The 19,826-nt window shown below is 40.6% G+C and carries 16 protein-coding genes and 2 pseudogenes; 9 read left to right on the forward strand and 9 right to left on the reverse strand.

Going from position 1 to position 19,826, the window contains the following annotated elements; genetic code table 11:
• The 4 genes and pseudogenes from KV40_RS26260 to KV40_RS26275 form a co-directional block, all read left to right on the forward strand.
• A partial coding sequence (locus KV40_RS26260) for an SDR family NAD(P)-dependent oxidoreductase (RefSeq protein ID WP_036487520.1) occupies positions 1-327 on the forward strand: 327 nt, incomplete at its 5' end.
• Between the two features lie 103 nt (positions 328-430).
• Positions 431-589, forward strand: a pseudogene (locus KV40_RS26265) (gamma-glutamyltransferase); the annotation flags it as partial.
• Between the two features lie 145 nt (positions 590-734).
• Positions 735-1,034 carry a type II toxin-antitoxin system HigB family toxin gene (locus tag KV40_RS26270; RefSeq protein WP_036483816.1) on the forward strand — a complete coding sequence of 100 codons (300 nt, stop codon included), beginning with the start codon at positions 735-737 and terminating at the stop codon, positions 1,032-1,034.
• Positions 1,018-1,437, forward strand: a complete 420-nt coding sequence (locus KV40_RS26275; protein WP_036483819.1) for a type II toxin-antitoxin system HigA family antitoxin — start codon at positions 1,018-1,020, stop codon at positions 1,435-1,437. Before KV40_RS26270 ends, KV40_RS26275 begins: the two co-directional genes overlap by 17 nt.
• A 275-nt stretch (positions 1,438-1,712) precedes the next feature.
• On the opposite strand, the gene KV40_RS26280 is transcribed toward KV40_RS26275, so the two are convergent.
• The gene (locus tag KV40_RS26280; protein ID WP_156114194.1) at positions 1,713-2,354 is read right to left on the reverse strand and encodes a calcium-binding protein; all 642 of its coding nucleotides are present in this window, start codon (positions 2,352-2,354) and stop codon (positions 1,713-1,715) included.
• Positions 2,355-2,394: 40 nt separating this feature from the next.
• Here KV40_RS26280 and KV40_RS34400 point away from each other — a divergent pair, with 40 nt between their 5' ends.
• The 3 genes from KV40_RS34400 to KV40_RS26290 all read left to right on the forward strand — a co-directional run bounded on the left by KV40_RS34400 (position 2,395) and on the right by KV40_RS26290 (position 4,608).
• Positions 2,395-3,207 carry an IS630 family transposase gene (locus tag KV40_RS34400; protein ID WP_156113982.1) on the forward strand — a complete coding sequence of 271 codons (813 nt, stop codon included), beginning with the start codon at positions 2,395-2,397 and terminating at the stop codon, positions 3,205-3,207.
• On the forward strand, positions 3,201-3,473 hold the full coding sequence (locus KV40_RS35335) for a transposase (protein ID WP_156114195.1): 273 nt from the start codon (positions 3,201-3,203) through the stop codon (positions 3,471-3,473). Before KV40_RS34400 ends, KV40_RS35335 begins: the two co-directional genes overlap by 7 nt.
• A gap of 82 nt (positions 3,474-3,555) precedes the next feature.
• Positions 3,556-4,608, forward strand: a complete 1,053-nt coding sequence (locus KV40_RS26290; RefSeq protein WP_253274393.1) for an IS4 family transposase — start codon at positions 3,556-3,558, stop codon at positions 4,606-4,608.
• A 147-nt stretch (positions 4,609-4,755) separates the two neighbouring features.
• On the opposite strand, the gene KV40_RS26295 is transcribed toward KV40_RS26290, so the two are convergent.
• The 4 genes from KV40_RS26295 to KV40_RS32675 all read right to left on the reverse strand — a co-directional run bounded on the left by KV40_RS26295 (position 4,756) and on the right by KV40_RS32675 (position 12,530).
• Complete coding sequence (locus KV40_RS26295) at positions 4,756-8,322, reverse strand: integrin alpha (protein ID WP_052055984.1); 3,567 nt, start codon at positions 8,320-8,322, stop codon at positions 4,756-4,758.
• Positions 8,323-8,622: 300 nt separating this feature from the next.
• The gene (locus KV40_RS26300) at positions 8,623-10,890 is read right to left on the reverse strand and encodes an FG-GAP repeat protein (RefSeq protein WP_172657350.1); all 2,268 of its coding nucleotides are present in this window, start codon (positions 10,888-10,890) and stop codon (positions 8,623-8,625) included.
• 587 nt (positions 10,891-11,477) lie between these two features.
• The gene (locus KV40_RS26305; RefSeq protein ID WP_156114196.1) at positions 11,478-11,816 is read right to left on the reverse strand and encodes a hypothetical protein; all 339 of its coding nucleotides are present in this window, start codon (positions 11,814-11,816) and stop codon (positions 11,478-11,480) included.
• Between the two features lie 267 nt (positions 11,817-12,083).
• Positions 12,084-12,530: a DUF4279 domain-containing protein gene (locus tag KV40_RS32675; protein WP_052055986.1), complete on the reverse strand. Its 447-nt coding sequence runs from the start codon at positions 12,528-12,530 to the stop codon at positions 12,084-12,086.
• 94 nt (positions 12,531-12,624) lie between these two features.
• On the opposite strand from KV40_RS32675, the gene KV40_RS35340 reads away from it, so the two are divergent.
• On the forward strand, positions 12,625-12,789 hold the full coding sequence (locus tag KV40_RS35340; protein ID WP_156114197.1) for a hypothetical protein: 165 nt from the start codon (positions 12,625-12,627) through the stop codon (positions 12,787-12,789).
• 105 nt (positions 12,790-12,894) lie between these two features.
• On the opposite strand, the gene KV40_RS26315 is transcribed toward KV40_RS35340, so the two are convergent.
• From KV40_RS26315 to KV40_RS37480, 3 genes are all read right to left on the reverse strand, one after another.
• Positions 12,895-13,278, reverse strand: coding sequence for an NADAR family protein (locus KV40_RS26315; protein WP_081942945.1), 384 nt, complete (start codon positions 13,276-13,278; stop codon positions 12,895-12,897).
• A 105-nt stretch (positions 13,279-13,383) separates the two neighbouring features.
• Entirely contained in the window at positions 13,384-14,022 is a 639-nt protein-coding gene (locus KV40_RS26320) for a calcium-binding protein (RefSeq protein WP_036487524.1), read from the reverse strand.
• A gap of 344 nt (positions 14,023-14,366) precedes the next feature.
• Positions 14,367-14,669, reverse strand: a complete 303-nt coding sequence (locus tag KV40_RS37480; RefSeq protein ID WP_036487525.1) for an IS1 family transposase — start codon at positions 14,667-14,669, stop codon at positions 14,367-14,369.
• A 337-nt stretch (positions 14,670-15,006) separates the two neighbouring features.
• Between KV40_RS37480 and KV40_RS26330 the strand changes: the two genes are divergently transcribed.
• Positions 15,007-19,008: a malectin domain-containing carbohydrate-binding protein gene (locus tag KV40_RS26330; RefSeq protein WP_036487527.1), complete on the forward strand. Its 4,002-nt coding sequence runs from the start codon at positions 15,007-15,009 to the stop codon at positions 19,006-19,008.
• A 183-nt stretch (positions 19,009-19,191) separates the two neighbouring features.
• Here the strand turns inward: KV40_RS26330 and KV40_RS26335 are convergent.
• Positions 19,192-19,638, reverse strand: a pseudogene (locus KV40_RS26335) (transposase family protein); the annotation flags it as partial.
• Positions 19,639-19,826 lie beyond the last annotated feature (188 nt).

Below are 19,826 nucleotides of genomic sequence, written 5' to 3' on the forward strand. Positions count from 1 at the left end.
GGAGTTGTGGGGCAACCTTTATACAGTGCCTATTGCGCGACAAAAGGCGCTGTCATTGCTCTGACAAGAGCTTTAGCAGCAGAATGGGCAGATCGAGGAATTCAAGTCAACGCTCTTTGCCCAGAACCGATCGATACGCCAATGTTGCGCTCGGAGTTCGAGCTATCCCCAGAACCTCAAGCAGAAGCTCAAGCTGCGATTGCCTCTATTCCAGCAGGAAGACTAGGTACTCCCGAAGAAATTGCTAGGGTTGCTTTATTTTTATCCAGCAACAATGCTCAATTTGTTAACGGTGCGGCGGTTCTAGCCGACGGAGTAAGACGATAATTTGAGGTTTAAGTTATCGAACAAATTGGAAAAAGTATGACAGAAGCTGCAAAATATATAAAAATAGCGAGTCGAAAATCTTAAATCGAATGCCTGTCAGCTTATGGAATACGATCTTTCTCAATATCCTTACTCTTCTCAGCGTCGAGCCGTACTTGGCAAAAACTGTGCCGTAGCCACTAGTCAGTCTCTAGCAACTCTGGCAGGAATGGAGATGTTTTGGGCAGGGAGTAACGCAGTGGATGCGGCGATCGCTACTTCTTTTGTTTCCTCGACTAAAAAACGGTTTTAAAATTCAGAAGTTATGAGAATACAAGTTTAACTTCTCAAATTTGACATCGGGTTTTCAATATGCAAACATTATTAATAAGTTTTCAAAACGAAAACCTAATTAATGATATATTCTAATGCACTTAATTTCGGCTGGAAAGCTCAAACAAGCTGCATCTAAATATCCAGATGTTATTACTACAATTAAGGCATTTTGTAAAACCATCGAGCAAGCACAGTGGCAGAGTCTAATTGATGTACAGCAAATTTATCGAGATGCAGAAGCAGTGGGAAACTTTACAGTGTTCAATATCAAAGGAAATAAATATCGCTTGATTCTCGATATAGATTACGAAGAACAGGTTGCTTATTTCAAGTATTTTTTAACTCACGCTGAATATGATAAAGGGAAGTGGAAGAATGATTCTTACTATTAATCGAGAAAATTATCTCAAGCTTTTGGATGAGGTTAAGTTAATTCCTAAAATTATCGAAACAGATGCAGAATACGAACAAAATCTTGCGGTAGCGGAAAAATTGATTGCCAAAAAGAAGCATCGTTCCTCTGAAGAAACTGCCCTACTACGTTTGCTAGTAAAGTTAATCGAAGATTACGAAGAAGCTAACTACAATCTAAAAGAATGGCAAAATCTTCCACCACACGAAATTTTGCAGCATCTTCTAGAAGTTAGTCAAACCAAACAATCCGAGCTAGTGGGTATTGTAAGCTCCTCAAAAGGTTTGATTTCAGCAATTGTCAACGGTAAAAGAGCGATTAGTAAAGAGCAGGCTAAGAAGTTGGGAGAATATTTCAAGATTTCTCCAAGTTTGTTTATTTGACTTTTAAATGAATTAAATCAGGACTTAGGCAGTTGAACGAAATTACGTTGTTTGTGCAGCGAGTTTGTAACGGTAAATTAAGGTTTTCAGTGCTGAAGTGCGTAAGTCCTGACTCTTCTTGGGGTTTAATATGTACTTAATTAGATGAAATTGGACATAGTCAAATTACTAGCATCAACCCCAATTAAATTCGCCAAAACTTCTTGAGTTTCATTAAAACTAATCTTCGTTCCATTTTCATTAGTTCCAATTGTCAATTTATTGAAGTCTAAACCTCATGCCAGTATCAGCGAGTCAATACCAACTTGAAAATCAAAAATTGTATCGGTTCCCGCACCTTTTTTCAGCACGAATTCATCAGCACCAATACCACCAAATAAACCATCATTGCCTTTACCACCGTCTAAGCGATCGCTACCACTGCCACCATCGAGTAGTAAGTCATCGCCACTATTACCGCGCAGCACGTCATCTCCAGAACGTCCTAATAAAACATCATTGCCTTTTAGACCATCAATTACATCATCGGAGTTATTAAACCCTTGAAGGATATTATCTAAATCATTTAAAAAAGTAGCCGTATTAAAATTAAACACGCGAGAGCGAATTTGCTCAGCATCAAACACATCAAAGCTATCGGCAATTGTTTGTTGTCCGTCGAACAAAATGTTACCGATACCTGATGGTAGATTATCTAGCTGTTCTAAGTTAAAGTCTGACAAAATAACTTTGGTGTTTGCTACTCCTTTAAAAGTAAGTTCTAAATCCTTGTCATTCTGAGTAAGAATCAAATTATCCGCAGTCAATTGTTTACCAATAAACTGAAGGGTATCTACTTCATTAATAACTTTAGATGGTGGATTGATACCAGTACCCACGCCGCCAAAATCACTAATGATACTAAATCCGATTACCAAAGTACGTGTAAAATAGAGAGAAATAACAAAAAAATGTTAAATGCCAAAAACAGCTTATTTAGCCAAGCATTTTAGTTCGAGTGAGCTTAAAAAAAAATATCTTAAAAGTAAAGACTCCGTAGAAGCTAGAAGATGGCATCTGCTGTGGAAAATATCTTTGGGATGGACAATAAAAAATAGCGCGCTCGCTGTGGGATGTTCTTATTCTTATGGTCAAAAGATTCTTAGTCGATATAACCTTTATGGAGAAGAAGGGGTCAAGAATTGCAAAAATCAAACCAGYAATCATGCTAGAGGAAAAAAAAGGTTATTATCGCAACGACAGTTAGAAAAACTAACAAGAGCGATCGAGAATAAGCCGCCAGATGGAGGAATCTGGACAGGAACGAAAGTGGCTCGCTGGATTGAAACAGAAACGGGAAAAGAAAAAGTCTGGAATCAGCGAGGTTGGGACTATCTAAAAAAGTGCGGTTACTCCTGGCAGAGTCCAAGACCAACACATAAAAAAGCGGATAAATTGGAGCAGGAAATATTCAAAGCTAACCTCCCATTGAAAGTTGAAAAACTAGAACAAGAAAATCCAGGCGTACAAATAGATCTATGGTTTTTTGATGAGCATAGAATAGGATTAAAACCAATACTCAAAAAGGTTTGGTCAAAAATTGGTAATCGACCCGAAGCGGTCGTACAACATCGCTACGAATGGTTGTATGTTTATGGATTTGTGAAACCGAAAACTGGGGAAACCTTGTGGTACTTAATTCCAAGAGTTAATACAAATTGGCTTAATTTGGTCGATCGACAATTTGCGATTGATGCTGGAGTTAGTAATCAAAAAAAATTATCTTGGTAGAAGATAATGCGGGTTGGCATCGAAGTAAAACAGCCATAATTCCTTCAGGAATAGAAATTGAATTTTTACCTCCCTATTCTCCCGAATTACAACCTGCCGAAAGACTTTGGCAGTTGATAGATGAGCCATTGGTAAATCAATATTTTGAAACTATTAATGAGATTGAAAATATTTTATTAGAGCGTTGCTGTCTAGTCAGTGAAATGAAAGATGAAGTTCATAAGTTGACCAATTATCATTGGCCTCACGGGGTGACAAAGGAGTGAAAAACAAGATAAACAGTTAAATGTAACGGTGCGATGGTAAAAAAAGGGGGTTGAGTTAATTGAGAAAACCCCCTAATCAAAAATGTTGCCTGAATTTTATCACAAATGTCTTTCGTCGAACTTGACCCCCAGACAATATGCAACGTTGAGAATACTAATATTAGTATTGCAAAGTTACAGAACAATTCAAATAGAAAAACTAGCTGCTTTAATAGCGATTCCCATAAAATACGAAAGTCGCCGCCGTCATCTTCAAAGATTTTTAATGCTGCCTCAGTTAACTACTAAATGTACTTGGTTTCCTATTCTCAAGAAATGGTTAAAAATCAATCATCAAAAACCAAAGATTTGTTACCTGGCAATAGACAGAACCCGATGGCAGGAACGTAACCTATTTGTAGCCAGTTTAATCAAGAACAAGAGAGCTATTCCCATAGATTGGATGTTATTAACCAAAAAAGGAAACAGTAACATATCAGAACAAAAAAGATTGCTAAAATCAGTTTTGAGATTGCTAAAAGGATATCAAGTAGTGGTAATTGGAGATAGAGAGTTTGGCAATATTAATTTAGCAGACTGGTTATCAAAACAAGGTTGTCAATACGTTTTAAGAACTAAAAGTAATAAATACATTCGGCTAGAGGGTCGAGATTATCAACAGCTAAAATCTCTAAATATGCCTTCAATAAAAAGTTTTTATCTTCCACAAATAAACTTCACTAAACAACCTGATTGGGTTAAAGTTAATTTGGCTTTCTATTGGAGTCAAACCACTCGAAAGAAAGATAAAAATGAAGGATGGTATTTAATTACTAATCTATCTGGTTTAAAACCAGCAATTAAAGCATATGAAAAACGTATGGGAATCGAAGCCATGTTTAAAGATTGTAAATCTGGAGGCTACAATTTAGAAAAATGTCAAGGAAACGATAAACGATTGTTATCTTTAATTTTGCTAATAGCAATTGCCTATACTTGTGCAGTTAATCAAGGGCAAGCAATTGCTTTTAAAGGCGTTAAAGATTATGTATGTAGATTAAAAGAAAACTTCAGAAAGGAGAAAAGACATAGCAATTTCTGGATAGGTTTGTACGGAGGCTTGTGGGTGACAACTTTTCCATTGTGCTGCGATTAGCTCGAACAATTGATGAAATTAACTCCTAATAAGCTCCCTTTTTATCAACGGGGTATTAGAGCCAAAAGGCTTATCCTCTCGTCTTTTTGAACTTATTGTCACCCCGTGAGATCATTGGCTTAAAAACACCACATGTTTACATACTTTTTAAATCGGATTTAGTATGATTACTTCGCCATCGCCAGCATTTACTGTAAATCTCTTTTGTCCGCCAGAACCAGAAAAAGTATTGGTGAAATTAATTGTAGTCGTAGCAACAGTACTGATATTGTTAAAAACTGCACCATCATCGACAGTAAATTCTATAGTACGATTGCGCGTATCTAAAGTTTCAGCAGTATTGTTATAAGTGATAGTTTTGAGAACTTGGCGATAGTTAGCAATACTGTCTTCTCCAGTTAGGGAGAGCGTACCAGTTGCAGCATTATAATTAGCTGTAATTTCAGTACCAGTAGTGTCGGCAGCTAGAATTTCATTATTATCATCGAGGAGGTTAGTAAGAACGACAGTAGCTTGAGAGAGAGTATTTGAGTTAGAGTCAGAAATAATAGAGTTTTGGCGAGCGACCAGAAATACAGGGCTATTGGTAAAAGTAGTAGTAAAATTGGTACCCGTCGCTTCACCGTTGAGATCGAGTTGTGGTGCGGCATTACCAAAGACAACATAGCTTTCTCCTGCGGGGTCGTCACCTGGTACGCCAACAATTAAGTCATCGATGCCATCTTCGTTAATATCTCCCGCATCGCTGACCGAAGCACCAGTGTCATCACCATTGTTGCTACCTACCAAGATTATGCTGTTGGTACTGTCAGAAGCGTCTACTGCGAGCGTGCCATCGCTGCCGATGTTACCGTCGCCAAAAACTATAAAGCTCGCACCAGGACCTGCACTAGAAAATGAATAGGTATAGCCATTTACGGTTCTGTAGTAACGACCAGCTTTAGGCGCACCGACCAGCAAGTCTTCAAAGCCATCGCCATTGACATCACCCACRCCACTTACCGAATACCCCAGAAGATCCCCCCTTTCGCTACTTTCTAAAATAAATCCGTTGCTGCCATCCAACGCGTCGGGTATTATAAGACCAGGATCTCCGACTTCGCTGCCGCCAAATACTACGTATCCCCCTTCTACAAAAACAGGACCTCTGCCGTAATAAAAGCGAAAGCCTGCGCCGATAATTATGTCGTCAAACCCATCGCCGTTAATATCCCCTGCGTCGCTTACCGAACGAGCAAACTCTATGTCGTCTACAACAAAGCCGTTACTACCATCAAGGGTATTTGCTGCGATCGCGCCACTTGCCCCAACTTCACTGCCGCCGAATACTACATAAGTTTCACTGTTTCCACCTTGAGCGCCGTAGTATGCGTAACCTGGTGCATTAATAATTATGTCTTCAAAGCCATCAYCATTAATATCTCCTGCGTTGCTAACTGAGGCACCAAAGCGATCTTCATCGTAACGGCTCGCTCCTCCACCATCAACACCATTAAGTACGAAACCATTACTACCATTGAGAGAACTYAGTTCCAAACTGCCACTGCTACCTACACCCTCGCCACCAAAGACTACATAACTTTCACCATTATTAAAGTAATCATAAGATTCAAAAGTTACTATTCCCTCTGCATTGGGTGCGCCGATAATTAGGTCATCAAAACCATCGCCGTTTATATCTCCCCCATCGTTTACGGAGGAACCAGCGCGATCGCCAGCCTCAATTCCGTTAATTACCAAACTATTGCTACTATTAAGGGAACTTACCTCCAAACTGCCATCGCTACCAATTCCATTACCGCCCAAGATTACATAGCTTTTTCCTGCTGGGTTGGCACCTGGTGCGCCTATAATTAGATCTTCAATACCGTCACCGTTGACATCTCCTGCATTGCTAAAGGCATTGCCATTGTTATTTCCGTTAATTACAAAGCCATTACTACCATCGAGCGTACTTGGATCGATACTGCCATCGCTACCGATACCACTACCACCAAAGATGACGTAGTTTTCTGGTGTGGGGTCGGCACCTGGTGCGCTGATAATTAAGTCGGTGATACCGTCATTATTGATATCTCCAATATCGTTTACAGAAGAACCAGCGCGATCGCCTGATTCGATTCCGTTAATTACGAAGCCATTGCTACCATTGATGTTGTTAAGATTGAAAACATTTTGATTTTCGCCAAAAATCGTATTCAAGCTGAGAGTAGTAGTGGCAATAGCACTAACGTCATTAAATACCACGCCTTCATCGACGGTAAATTCGATAGCGCGATCGCCCCTAGAAGGATTTTYGGCAGTATTGTTATAGGTAACAGTTCTCAAAACCTGCTGATAATTTTTGATACTGTCTTTGCCAGTCAGAGAAAGAACCCCATTACCAGAATTAAAACCGTACTTAGCAGTAATGTTGGTGCCCGAAGTATCGGCGGCAAGCAACTCTTTATTGCCGTCAAAAAGAGCGGTAATAACTACGGTTGCTCCAGCAAGAGTACTAGAGCTAGAGTCGCTAATGGTAAGATTCTCAGTATCGACAAGGGCAACGGGACTATCTGTAAAATTGGCAGTAAAATCGATACCCACTGCATCGCCATTGAGGTCGATTTCTGGAGCGGAGTTGCCAAAGACTACATAACTTTCTCCCGCAGCATCATTGCCATTGGGAGCGGCAAGAGGCGCACCAATAATTAGATCGTCTACACCATCTAAGTTGATATCCCCTGCGCTGCTAACAGAATTACCAGCGCGATCGCCCTCTTTGATTCCGAGAAGCACTGAAGTATCTACATCATAATTAAAATTATCGAGAAATTCTAGCTGTAAGATACCAATGTCATCGACTTCTGCCCCCCCAAACACTACATAACTCGCGCCCGTATCGTTGGTACTATAGCGTTCGGCAAAAGGCGCACCAATAATAATATCTTCAATACCATCACCATTAACATCACCTGCATTGCTGACAGAACTACCCAAATAATCATATGCAGTAATTCCGTTAATTACAAAGCCATTACTACCATCGAGAGCATCTAGATCGATAACGCCGTCACTGCCACCAAATACTACGTAACTTTCCCCTGATAGTTCAAACTCACCAGAGTTAGTATCTGGCGCACCGATAATAATATCTTCAATACCATCGTTATTGACATCTCCTGCACTGCTGACCGAGAATCCAAGGTCATCTCCCACATCGATACCATTAATTACTAGACCATTGCTGCCATCTAGAGAACTTAGTTCGATACTGCCGTTGCTACCAACTTCTGTTGCCCCAAACAATACATAGCTGCGATCTGCTTCGGGATCGGGTGTATATAAATTTGGCGCACCAATAATTAAGTCATCAAAACCATCACTATTAACATCTCCTGCATTGCTGACAGAGAAACCAGAGCCATCGCCTATTTCAATACCATTGATGACAAACCCATTACTACCATTAAGCTTGTCTAAATCGACGCTTTTATCTTCGTCAATTTCTCTGCGCCCAAATATTACATAACTTTTGCCTTCCCCGAAGTAATTGTTATATAAAGCTTCATCGTATAATTTTTCGGGCGCACCGACAATAATATCTTCAATACCATCACCGTTAACATCGCCAGCATTGCTGACAGAATATCCCAGGCGATCGCCTGAAGCGATACCGTTAATTATCAAGCCGTTGCTACCATTGATATTATCAAGAGCGAAGATATTTACCATAGTAAGTTAGCTATAGTAAACCGATTAATTTAATCAGTTTTATTTGTTGAATTTTTATAAGCAAATCATAGCTCGAATTGGTTTTATTCATTATAGTTAAGCCATAATTAAATACTTTACAAACGGTAGAGAGTGCATATATCAGTTGGTGTAATACAAATGTCGCTTTAATCGGGGGTGCGATGCGCGCCGAAAGCGCAACGCAAGTCAGAAGGACTCAGCGTACCCTTCGGATAATCGCGTCGAATTAAATATAGGTAGTTTTTTAAGAACGAATTGTTCTCAGAATCCACGTACAACTCAGACAAAGATAAATGCTTTATTGTTAAGATTTAAATTGGCAGAGACATTTTCTATGAGCGCGATAAGTTCTCCTTCAACAGCAGCTTCAGGTGCGTAAAATAATTGAGCATTGAGATTATCTCCACTACTCGGCACGAAGTCGAGAAAATATTCATCAACCGTACCCGCTAGCTGCACTTTATCTTGTTGGGGATTGAAATCTGTAAGATAGGCAAAATTTTTATCTCCTGCCGTAGAATTATCGCTATCATCGTAAAAGACACCAGATCTATTGCCTAAAACAAAAATATCGCTACTATTACCGCCAGTTAGAGTATCTTGTTCGCCAGACCCCAAACTACCGCCATTAAGGGCTACCCCAATAAGACGGTCGTTACCAGCTTCGCCATTGAGAAGATCGTTACCCCGACCGCCGACTAAAGTATCTTTAGCAGTACCGCCAGAGAGAGTATCATTACCAGTACCACCATAAACCAGATCGCGAGCTTGATTGCCCCAAACTCGATCGCTGCCATTACCGCCGTTGAGGGTATCGCTACCGACACCACCATAGAGAACATCTTTACCGTTATTACCCAACAGACGATCTCTGCCCGACCCACCGATTAGAGTATCGTTACCGTCGAGTCCTAGCAACTTGTCGTTGCCAGCCAATCCAGAAAGGCGATCGTCACCCGAACTACCCACAATCGTATCGTTTTTATTAGTCCCAGTAGGTATTGATGTTTGGGAGCCATAAATCACGTAAGCCTTGCCCGCATCTCCATTAAAACGAAACGCATAAGATGGTACGCCGAGAATAATATCGCTTAGTCCATCACCATTAATATCTCCAGCATTACTAACCGCACTTCCCAAGCCCCCGTAGAACTCAACACCTCTAACAGTAAAACCATTATCGGACTCTAAGGCAGTTACATCAATCGTTGGGGCAAAGATGCGCTCGCTGCCGAAAAGAACGTAAGCTACACCAAAATAACTGCTACCGTTTCCGTATTGAGAGATTTCAGGCGCACCAATTGCTATGTCGCTAAAGCCATCACCATTAATGTCTCCCGCACTGGCAAGATCGCTTCCTTTTACATCTCCCTTCAGACCTATACTAAAGCCATTAGTACCATCGAGACTAGTCAGATCGAACTCGCTGGTAAAGCTATCTTCGCCTCCAAAAATAACATAAACTTTACTAATACTGCTATTGCCAGCACCGAAGCCAACCATAAAGTCATCAAAGCCATCACCGTTGACATCTCCTGCATTAGCGACTTCAATTCCTAAAGATTCACCTCTATTCAAGCCTTTAATCTTAAAACCATTGCTACCATCAAGACGATCTAGGTCGAACTCGGCAGCAAATTCTTTCTTACGACCAAAAATCACGTAGGTTTCACCGCGTTTGTCGTCGATTGTATTGGAGTTAGGAAGATCGTCGCCAGCCCCTGGCGCACCGACAACCAGATCGTCCAAACCATCGCCGTTAATATCCCCTGCGGTACTAACGGCAAAGCCCAATAAATCTTCGGCTCTTTTACCCCGAAGGCTAAAACCATTGCTGCCATCGAGACTAGCGAGATTAAAGTCGGCAGCAAACCCTTTTTTACGACCGAAGACTACATAAGCTGCACCACGCCTATTGGTAGTGCCAGTTGATGAAATTTCTCCAACTCCATTCGCACCAATGATGAAGTCGTCAAATCCGTCACCGTTGATATCCCCCGCGCTGCTAAGGTCATAACCCCAAAAAGTGCTAGGTTTTTCACCCTGGAGAGTAAAGCCGTTACTACCGTCGAGGCTACTTAGATCGAAGTTGGCAGTAAAACCCGTATCGCTACCAAAAATTAGATGAACTTTAGTAGGTGTGCTGATGAGAAAATCGTCAAAACCATCGCCGTTAACATCTCCCGCACCGCTTACAGAAGACCCCAGGAGATCGACTGCATTCAGTCCTTCAATCGTAAAACCATTTTCACCATTAAGATCGTTCACCTTAAAATCGGCAGCAAAGTTAGTTTCGCGTCCGAAAATAACATAAGCTGCGCCGCGACGGTCGCTAACATCATACAACTCATTATCGTTATAGACTACTGTTGCCAGTCCCGCACTGGGTGCGCCAATGATAAAATCATCCAGACCGTCGCCATTAATATCCCCCGCATTACTAACAGATTTACCAAGGGCATCGTAATCGAAAAGTTGATTGTAAGCGGAGATTACAAACCCATTATTGCCATTGATATTATCTACATCTATGACAGTTTTCGCCAAGGTTCCTTCCTCCAATTACTTTAAAACTTACTTAAATAAATAGCCTAAAGTAAATAGTTGTATTGCCGTACTATTTTTACACAAAAAATAATAAGTCACTAATTTGCTTTTTTTTACTTTTGGCAGAAAGCAACGCAAAAAAATTGGGGGCGCGATTGCATGATTGCAGCGGCAGAGCCGATCGCCCAATTTCGACAGAATATAAAAAAGCAGATATCTAGATTCTAAAATATCTACAATACTTGTTTTCTATTTGCTATAAGTCAAAAAGGAACGGGGTCAGCAGATAATTCTGTCTCAACAACATCCTGCTTTAATTCTTCGCTTTCAGTCTTTTCTTCTTCAGCTTCTATTGCTTCAGTTTTCAGCCAGAATTTAGTAGTCTCAATTAATTGTTTGATGCGCTCCGCGTAGCCTAGTGCGACCCGTTTCAGCCTAACTAAATTATTTAGGAACGCTGAGGGAATTTTCTAAAACCTTGAAAATTCAATAATTCTATGTTTCATGTGGGTTGAATTCCCACCACCGAGTGAGACAGTTGACTCCCTTTCCTACATGCTGCTGAATAACATTACAGTGGTGCGAAGCTAGGATAAAAGCGGTAGGATGCGCTCGTAAAGAGGTTGAGGAGTACTAGTAATAAAGTCATCGCCGATGAGATTATAGCCTTGCAATTTTAAAGCTTTCTGTAATAGGGGTTGAAGTTCAAAGCAATCGATTTGTTTGACTCCGAGATCGCGAAGCTTGCGCCAGAGGCGATCGTTATCCACATTGTGACTCTCAACAAAAAGCGATCGCCCTAATTTATTCTTAAAATCCACCATCGCAACCACCAGCATCACCACTACCACAATCAGCACCGCCTGAATAATCGCTACCGCAATCGCTGCTGCTTCCAGTGTCATGATTGCTGTGACTACCATCATAGAAGCTATAATAACCAGTGTTCGTACTGCTATTTCTTTTTCTTTTTCTAGACTTGGTAGTTGTCTTGCTTTGAGTGCTGGTAAAAAGCAAAGCTACAAATATGAGTATTAATAAAATTAGTGCTAACACGAATTTAAGCAATATAACTGTAGCTTCCATAATAATATTGGCTATAATCTAGAACATAATCAAGCTGTGAATTTTAGGCATCTTAAGATTTACTTTAAAAATCTGTTCTATCTTTCTTTTTGAAACAAACTAAAAATCTATTCATCATCGTCTTCTAAAAAAATAGCATTACAGTAGATGTCAAAATCTATGGTCAATTTTCGCTCAACAAGATATTGCATCAATTCAGAAGATAGTGAAAAGCCACGATTCCAATCTTCAATAAACACACCACAAAAAATATTTCCCTGAAAATGACTTAACCAATTCCAAGCAGCAGAGTCAGCAGAAACGCGGTTAAGTAAGCGTCTTATCTTTATTTCTAAAGTGTTTGTATCTTTTTCTACATCGCTAAGACTCCACAATCCTAAATCGGCGACACGAGAAAAACTTTTACCAAATAAAACATCTCCTTTACGGTAACTTATTGTTGGTTGACAATCGAGCAAGTTAGAGATAAAGTCTGGGTCTAGATCGTCGCCAGTGAAACGTAATGACACTTTTATCTGCTCGACTTCTCCACCGACGCTAATAATATCGTTCATTTGAAATAAATTAAGTATGTTTTAGCTGTTGTTATCATAAGAATTACAAACTTACCACTAAATAAAGATTGGGAATATTCTACTAATTTTGTTCATGGCTGTAATTTTGGTTTTAGCGGGTGCTTTGACTGAAAAAGCTTCTAAACGCAAAAGAAAATTCAGTAAAATGAACGCTAGTTTTTATAGTGGTTTCTACGATAATAGTCACAGTAGTAATTATGATGCTGGAAGTAGTGGTGATTGCGATAGTGGATTTTAAGACCGAACAAGACGCAAACGTCCTGCCAACTATTTACTATTAAAAACTCTGCGGTTTGTTTTCTTTCGACCGAAGTAAAAAGTATAGAGCATAAGCAATTAATCTTTAAATTGATGCTGATAGTTCTGCACGAACCAACATTAGTAACTCTCCGAGACGGTTTTGTCCCTCGTGGTCTTTGCCAATTCCCCAGTAGTAATCGTATGGGGAATTTTCGTAGAGATGTCGCTCTCTAGTGCGAAGTAGTTTTGCCTGCATTTTTGGATGACTAAATTTTTTCCGTAGAGCGTACAGCATTACTTTTTCTTTAACCTCTTCCCAATCCTCTCTAAGGGGATAGTCTCGTGTCTGACCTAATTTTTTAGCTATTGCTGGCGAACGAGCCAAACGTATTTGCTCGCGATAGTCAGAATATTGTTGGTCAGGAAATTTCATCGCTTGGAAGTAATGTTCGACAGTAGACCAATATAAACCTTCTGCCAATCGCATTAATTATTTCGTACCCTTTTAATGTCCGCCATGCCGTATAGAAATATTCTCTAACTTCCTCTGGCTCAATTTTCATAGCAGCAAAAAGTGAATTTATTACTTCCTTTAGACCAAGTTAATATCGTAGATTGGATCGAAACCATTGGACGGATTTTCGATAGTAGCGAAATGAGTTCCCTCGAACGATAATGCACCAGTATGCTCATCGTAGTGGAAGTCGTGATAGTCAGAAGCCCCAAACCCGTGTTTATCAATTTCAATAATATCGTTTTCGTACCAATCGAAGTCTTTAATCACGTCAATTTTTTCGTTTAGCTTCTCAAAAACAAAAGTATCAGCCCCCGCACCACCGTAGAGAGTATCGTAACCTTTGCCTCCATAAAGGCGATCGTCGCCATTTTCACCGTAAAGCAAATCGTTTCCTTTGCCACCATCGAGATAGTCATCATCATAAAATCCATAAAGCTGATCGTCACCCTTACCACCATAGAGATAATCATCACCGTAACCACCATCTAAATAATCATCGCCTTTACCTCCGTACAGTTGGTCATGACCGTCTTCACCATAAAGATCGTCATCACCCTTACCACCATCGAGGTAGTCATCACCGAAATTACCATCTAAATAATCATTACCGTCTTTACCGTAAAGTTTGTCATCACCTTCGTAACCGTAAAGATCGTCGTCATGTTTGGTACCTTTGATGGTGTTGTTTAGATGGTCGCCCTTTAAAATTGCCATTGGTTTTTCCTCTTTGATTTTGATTTGTTGTATCTGTAGATTGATACGTTTTAAAGAGAAAAATTATGCAAAACTTCAGAAAGTATTTAGTAAATCAAGATAATGGCTTAATATAAGTATTTTTGTTGAGATATAAGATATTAACTTAATTTAGTAGATTTTTCGACCCTGTATGTTGATAATTGTCATTTAGAAATACTTGGTCATTTCGTTCGACACCAGAACTTAGAGAATGGTTAGGGAAAGAAAGATAGGATGATAATGATGGGAATCCTCAAACCAATGCTGCTTTAGTTATTCGTAAGCTAGAGAAATTGATGGAAATGGAATATCAAGGGTATTAGTCACTTACCGAATAATCTTAAATAGTTACGATCGCCTCTTTTTAGTTCTGACATTACAGTAGAGGTACTAATGTCTAAGACTCTGGCTGTATCCCTAATCCCGCTTCCACTCGTTACCATTTCACCAATTTTTTGTTTGACTTCTGGTCTATAGCCATGATTGGTGTAGTCTAAAATAAAACTGGAGCGAGCGCATTGCTGATTTTGACAGCGATAGCGTTGTTTTCCTTGTTTGGATTTGCCGTTTTTGACTACATTAGTCGATTGGCAAAAGGGACACTTTACTGCTATCCAGACTGTCATTGTGATAATTACACCTCAAACTTTTCTAGTTTTGTTTATTCTACCTAATACACTTTTTTGTTACACCACCATCCGAATAAGCACGGTTACTTAAAGTATTTATTTTTTCTTTACAATTTAAATGTATTTACTTATAAATAGTTATAATAAGTTCCAAAATAGATTATCGACAAACTACTGACATGTTTCAAAAAGCTAGAATCGCTGTACTCAAATTACCTGACTAGTCAATTATCTTTATTCTGGTGCAAAATTTTATTTCTCCCAGCGATCGTGAAAGTCTATAGCTAGGAAAAAGGGGACAAACGACAAATTAGTATATGGTCAAGCAACTTTTATGGTTTTAACCACTAACTTCGCTCAAGCAACTCTGGCTGGTTTAAATGTCAACAATCCAACATCACTACAGTTTGGAGGCGATGGTCGTTTATATGTTTCACAACAAGATGGCACTATTTTAGCAGCCGAAGTACAAGCTGTTACCGATGCTCAAGGCGAAATTACTGGATATGAGGTTGTTGGAGAAGTTGAATTTATTAACTTAATAAAAAATATTCCCAATCATAATGATGATGGGGCACTCAATACGAATATTAATAATCGTCAGGTAACGGGGTTGAGTGTCGAACAAGATACAAATGGTAATATCATCTTATATGTTACTTCTAGCGATCCGCGTATTGGAGGTGGCAGCAGCGGCACCGAACAGGATTTAGACACAAACTCTAGTATTATTTCTCGGCTTACCCTGACTAATCCTACAGCGCCACTAGGAGACTCTCGTTGGTCGAAGGTTGATTTGGTTATTGGCTTACCTCGTTCTGAAGAAAACCATTCGATTAATGGTTTGGATATTCGTACCGAGTTGGTAAATGGCGAACCACACCAAATTATGTACGTAGCTTCGGGGGGAAATACTAATAGAGGTGCTCCCAGTAATAATTTTGCCTGGACATCAGAATACTATTACTCGACAGCAGTATTACGAGTAGATCTTACTCAATTGGAACAAATTGAAGGCAGTCAGGGATTACAAGGGGGTACTAGCTATGTCGCTCCATATGTTTACGCTCTACCAACCCTAAACGATCCCACACGTACCGATAATCCTCAAGGACAGGACACGGCTACTGGCACTACGGGAGCAGACGATGCAGAAGCAGGAGATACTTTTGGAGGCAACGATGGACGAAACCAAGCTAAATACGCTCCTAGCGAACCAGTGCAAATTTATTCTCTGGGATATCGCAACCATTACGATGTAGTAAATACAGAAGCAGGTAATCTTTACACCTTTGATAACGGGCCCAACAATGGTTGGGGAGATATTCCTCTAACTGCGGCTGGAGAACCAGTGACTGATGCCAGCCAAATTGGCACTAATAATCCCAATATTAATGTAGATACGGGCAATGATAGCGATAAAGACAACCTACATCTTGTAACTAATGGATTTTATGCTGGGCACCCCAGCCCAATTAATGCTTCTGGTGAAGCAGCGGGTTTGTATTCTGTAGATGTTAGCAGTGGTTTACCTGTAGTTACACAACTTACAGAAACAGACAATTCTAATAACAATCCGACAACTACTGCCGACGATCTTCCATCGGACTGGAATTCGATTACAGGTGGTATTACCCTTCCAGGAGCAGACCTCTATCTAAGCCCAGGAGATAATCCTGATGGCTCTAATCCTGGCACAGACAATTCCCTAGTTACTAATGGCAGTTCGTCCAATGGTCTGACTGAATACACTGGAAGCGGGGTTAGTGACAATTTAGATGCCGAAATTTTGGCAGTAGTTTCATTTAACGGCGATACCACCTTTTTTGAAATTGAATCTGACGGTACGCAAAACGGTACGAGCGTTGCGGATACTGAATCGGTTGCGGTTGGTGGTACACCTTTAGACTTAACAGCAGTAGATTCTAATGGAGTGAATGGCAGTGGGTTATTTGAAAACACCGTCTGGATAGCACAATTTGGAGCCGACGCGATCGCAGTTTTAACTCCAGGCGCGCCGCCGCCACCAGATAACGACCAGGATGATGACGAAATAAATGACAATATCGATCCCTTACAATACGATCCTGCTAACGGATCGAGCATTATGCTTGAAGGTGGCGATGTTCTATTTTGGGATTTTAATCCCTCTGACAGCGGACAAAATCCTGGTAAAGGAACGCCAGCCGAAGGACCTTTTAATATTGGTATGACTGGCTGGATGATTAATGGAACTGGCTCTTTAGAAGAACTAACAGATTTAGATAATACGATTCGCGGTGGCGCACCTGGGATTTTTCAGGTAAAAAGTGTGGAATCGGGAACGCTTTTAGGAACTGAGAATACTCAACAAGATGCACTTCAGACTGGATTTTTGCCGACATCTAACGTTGGAGAGTTTACGATAACTGTCCCCATTTTCAACCCGTTTTCCAGCGATGCCAACAATTTAGTCAATTGGTCAGAGTCAGCCTCTATGGGATTTACCCTAGGCGATGGCTCTATGTCTAATTTTTTCCAAATTGCCGTAGGTGCCTCAAACCCTAGCGATTTGCCACTGGCTCCTAGCGTGCAGGTGACTTATGAAGAAAACGATACCATTCTCGAAAATTTAGAAATTGATGCTGAGGAACTATTGAATGCGATCGATGATGACCAAATCGAGCTGCTTCTAAATGTAGATTTAGCAACTTATCAAGTGACACCAAGCTGGCGTTATCAAGTTAACAGTGTTTGGACTCCGATAGAAACTATTGGCAATTCTCCAATCCAGCTAGATCTTAATGGAAAAATCGTTAGTGTATTGCAGGGAAAATCTTTTATCAATGGTGTCCAAAGCGGTCCCGTAGTCAGCATGACTTCAACTTCCAATGGCTCAGAGCCATTTACTGCAGATTTTCTCGATTTGACTATTGATTCAACAGCATCACCACCAGGTACTGTTGAGACTTTATATCGCATCAATGTAGGCGGACAACAAGTAGGTTCAAAAGATGGTTCGATTCCCTGGAGTGCAGATACTAATAGTAATCCGTCTGCTTTTCGCGTTGGCAGCGGTGGAGATAACATTTTTACTACCAGTAGCGCTATTGATTTGAGCGACCCTAGCATAACTGCTAGTGCTACTGAAGCAATATTTCAATCAGAAAGGTTCGATTTAGCGGTTAGCCCCAATATGCAGTGGGAGTTTGATGTCGAACCAGATGGCGAGTATCAGGTCAATCTCTATTTTGCCGAAATTTTTGATGGGATCGATACCGTAGGAGAACGAGTATTTGACGTGGCGGTAGAAGGAGTTACGCCTTTTTTATTTAACAATATCGACCAGTTTGAAAATGCAGGTCAAAATAAGGGATTTGTTTTATCTCAAACTACGACAGTAACTGACGGTAGCTTGAGCTTGGAATTTCTCAACAATATCGAAAATTCTGCGCTCAAAGCCATTGAAATTCTCTCTATTGATGACGTTCCCGAACTGCCTGTTTTATCTATTGACGACCAAATTGTTAATGAAGCTTTGGGCACGGCACTTTTTACTGTCAGCCTATCAGAGGCAAGTACTTCAACGGTAACAGTAGATTTCGCTACTGCTGATGATACTGCTACTGCTAGTAATGACTATGTTGCTAACAGCGGCACTCTAACTTTTGACCCTGGTGAGACAACTCAAACCATAACTGTCAATATTCTTGATGACTCACAAACCGAACCCGACGAAACTTTCTCCGTCGATCTATTCGATGCTTCTGGTGCCAACATCGAAGACCCTACCGGTATTGGTACTATAGTCGATAATGATGCTCCGACTCAGCCTGAAGTATTGTATCGAATTAATGTTGGTGGAGGACAGGCAGCAGCGACCGATGGTGTACTTGCCTGGAGTGCAGATACTAACAGCAATCCCTCTTCCTTTCGAGTCGGCAGCGGTGGAGATAACATTTTTACTACTACCGCACCAATTGATATTAGCGGTCTCGACACACCTGCGAGCGCCCCAGAAGCTGTATTCCAGTCAGAAAGGTTCAATTTGGCTGCTAGCCCCAATATGCAGTGGGAGTTCGATGTCGAACCAGATGGCGAGTATCAGGTCAATCTCTATTTTGCCGAAATCTTTGATGGAATCGATACCGCAGGAGAACGAGTGTTTGGCGTGGCGGTAGAAGGTACCGTACCGCTGGTGTTTGACGATATCGACCAGTTTGAAGTTGCGGGGCAAAATCAAGGTTTCGTGCTGTCTCATACTGCGACAGTAACTGACGGTAGCCTGAATCTGGAGTTTCTCAACAACATCGAAAATCCTGCAATCAAAGGTATTGAAATTCTGGCTGCCAACTAAAGGTACTTAAACAATCGACAAATTTAAAATAGACTATAATCCCTCTTTTATGACTATGGGCAGAAATGTTGAATCTAGATAAAAAACTTTACATTTTCAGTCAAACTAAGCCTGCAAGAGCTTAATTTACCAAGAAAAACTCATACGTCTAAACCAATGTATATAGCAGACCTCTTGCATGAATCATGCGATCGCTAAATCAAGCCCGCGATTATACAAGCCAGATATAAGATTAAATCGTAGTTTAAATCGACGACGACGATTACGGTATGGTTGAGCCAAAATCCGAAAAATCTTCAGACAACGAATAACGTGTTCGATATAGATTCTATGTCTTGCCAATTCGCGATTGTACTCTTTCTGGCGATTCGTCAAAGCTTTTTTCTTTGGTTTTTTAATAGGTATATAACTAAAACTGTGAATTTTGTTCAACCCCTGATATCCCTTGTCTGCTAGTACTTCTATTGATTCAATTGGTTTTACTTTACTGCGTTTAAATAGTTGGAAATCATGCTCTTTTCCTGTTCCATGTGCCGTGCAGATATTCTTCAAACTTTGGGTTTCAATGACTATTTGAGACTTTAGGGTATGCTTTTTCTTTCTTGATGCAGTCGCTGCACGAGCAAGGCTCGAAGTCGCGTCTAGCGACGCTTGGAAGCTTTGCTTCCTGCGGGGAAACCCTCAAGACCGCGCTGCATCGCTTTTTCCACTGTAATAACTTCGCTGTTTTGTCTTGGTGCGCGTTCCCTTGCGTCTACGCCGAACAGCGCATTCGCGCAAACGCCATGCCCTGGAGGGCATCGCCGTTGCGGAGCAAC

The organism is Myxosarcina sp. GI1 (assembly GCF_000756305.1).
In the GTDB taxonomy this organism is placed as follows: Bacteria; Cyanobacteriota; Cyanobacteriia; order Cyanobacteriales; family Xenococcaceae; genus Myxosarcina.